This is a genomic window from Micromonospora arida (assembly GCF_003857035.1).
Classification (GTDB): domain Bacteria; phylum Actinomycetota; class Actinomycetes; order Mycobacteriales; family Micromonosporaceae; genus Micromonospora; species Micromonospora arida.
In genome coordinates, this window is sequence record NZ_QGSY01000016.1 from 1 (window position 1) to 2,170 (window position 2,170).

Consider the following 2,170-nt stretch of genomic DNA (forward strand, 5'->3'; position numbering starts at 1 on the left):
GGGATCTGGTTCGTCGGTTGGCCGATGGTGCGGTGGAGTTCGTCGGCCGGGTCGATCATCAGGTGAAGGTCCGTGGTTACCGCATCGAGTTGGGCGAGATCGAGTCGGTGATCGGCTCGGTGGCCGGGGTGCGTGATGTGGTGGCGCTGGTGCACGGCGACGAGTCCCGGCTGCTGGCGTTCTACGTGCCGGCCAGCCCGGACGTCGAACTGGCGGCCCGGGTGCGGCAGGAATGCGCCAGTCGACTGCCGGAGTACATGATCCCGGCGGACCTGGTCGTGGTGGAGTCGATCCCCCTGAACGCCAACGGCAAGGTCGACCGAGCCGCCCTCGCCGCCTCGGTGACCGGTGGTGGGCGGGTGCACGTGGCCCCGCGTACCCACCTGGAGCGGCAGCTCGCGGACATCTGGGCGCAGGTGCTGAACCTGGAGACGGTGAGCGTCGACGACAGCTTCTTCGACCTCGGCGGTCACTCGATCAGCGCCATCGCTCTCGTCGGCGCACTGCGTACGGCCGGGATCCCCGCCTCGGTGCGCGACATCTTCCTGCACCGGACCGTCGCCGCGCTCGCCGCGAACCTCGAAGCGGAGCAGACCCCCGTCGAGCCGGCGTTCCAGCCGGTGGTCCCGTTCGCGCTACTCGACGACGCCGACCGGGCGGCCCTGCCCGCCGGCCTCGCCGACGCGTACCCCATCGCCCAGGTCCAGCTTGGCATGCTCGTCAAGACGATGACCGACACCGAGCGGCACACGTACCACAACGTCTCGGCCTTCCCGATCCACGACGAGCAGCCGCTGGTCCTCGACGCGCTGCGCCGCGCCGCGCAGACGGTCGTCGACCGGCACGAGATCCTGCGTACGTCGTTCGACCTGAACGGCTACTCGGTGCCGCTGCAACTCGTGCACGCCGAGGTGCCGATCGAGGTCACCGAGCTGGACCTGCGTGGCCCGGACACCGAGGCCCGGATGAGCGCCTTCATGGCCGCCGAACGGGCCAACCCGTTCGCGCCGGATGAGGTCCCGCAGATACGCGTCGCCGGTGCGATCGGCGAGGGCAACGCCTGGTGGTTCGTCCTGACCATGTCGCACGGCATCCTCGAAGGCTGGAGCCACCACTCCCTGCTCATGGAGATCCTCGACAACTACCGGCGGCTGCGGGACACCGGTGCTCCGGTGCCCGTCGACGCGTTGCCGGTGCGCTACGCCGACTTCGTCGCCGCGGAACTGGCCGCGCTGACCTCCGCCGAGGACGAGGCGTACTGGCGGGGTGTCGTCGAGCACCCGCGCTTCGCGTTGCCTGCCGGGTGGGGCGCCCCCGACTCCGACCCCCAGTTCCAGTGCGGCACCCGGGTGCCGCTGCACGACCTGATCGACGGGCTCCGAGACCTGGCCAGCAGCACCGGCACCGCGCTGAAGAGCGTGCTGCTGGCCGCGCACCTCAAGGTGATGAGCCAGCTCACCGGCGAACTCGTCTTCACCAGCGGCCTGGTCTGCCACGGGCGGCCCGAGGTGACCGGCGCGGACCGGGTGTACGGCATGCACCTGAACACGTTGCCGATCGTGCACCGTGGCCCGGCTGCCACCTGGGCGGAGCTGATCCGGCAGACCTTCGACGCCGAGCTGGAGCTGTGGCCGCACCGGCACTACCCGCTGCCGTCGGTGCAGCGGTTCACCGACGGCGCCCGACCCATCGAGATCCTCTTCAACTACCTCGACTTCGCGCAGGTCGACACCGAGCGGGTCGGCTTCGACGACGCCGTCTACGAGGCGTCCAGTGAGTTCGACCTGCACGTCTCCACGCTGGACGGCACGCTCAGCATCCTCAGCGACCCCCACGTCGTCAGCTACCCCAACGTGCTGCGACTGGGCGCCATGTACCGGGCGGTGCTGGAGGCCATGGTGGCGGACCCGGGTGGGGACGCGCGGGTGGTGTGTCTGCCGGCCGGTGAGGTGTCGGTGGTGTTGGCCGATGGTGACGGCGCGGTGGAGCCCGTGTCGGAGTCGGTGCTGGCGGCTGTTGAGCGCCAGGTCACGGTGGTGCCGTCGGGTGAGGCCGTCAACGGTGGGACCTTCGCGGAGCTGGATGCGCGGGCCGTGGTGCTGGGGTCGTGGTTGGCCTCGCGGGGTGTTTCTCGTGGGTCGGTGGTGGGGGTGCTGGTGGACCGGAGTGT

At 70.3% G+C, this 2,170-nt stretch carries 1 protein-coding gene; it reads left to right on the plus strand.

What is annotated here, in order from left to right:
- On the plus strand, nucleotides 1-2,170 hold a 2,170-nt coding region (locus DLJ58_RS00100; protein WP_244218713.1), incomplete at both ends, for a condensation domain-containing protein.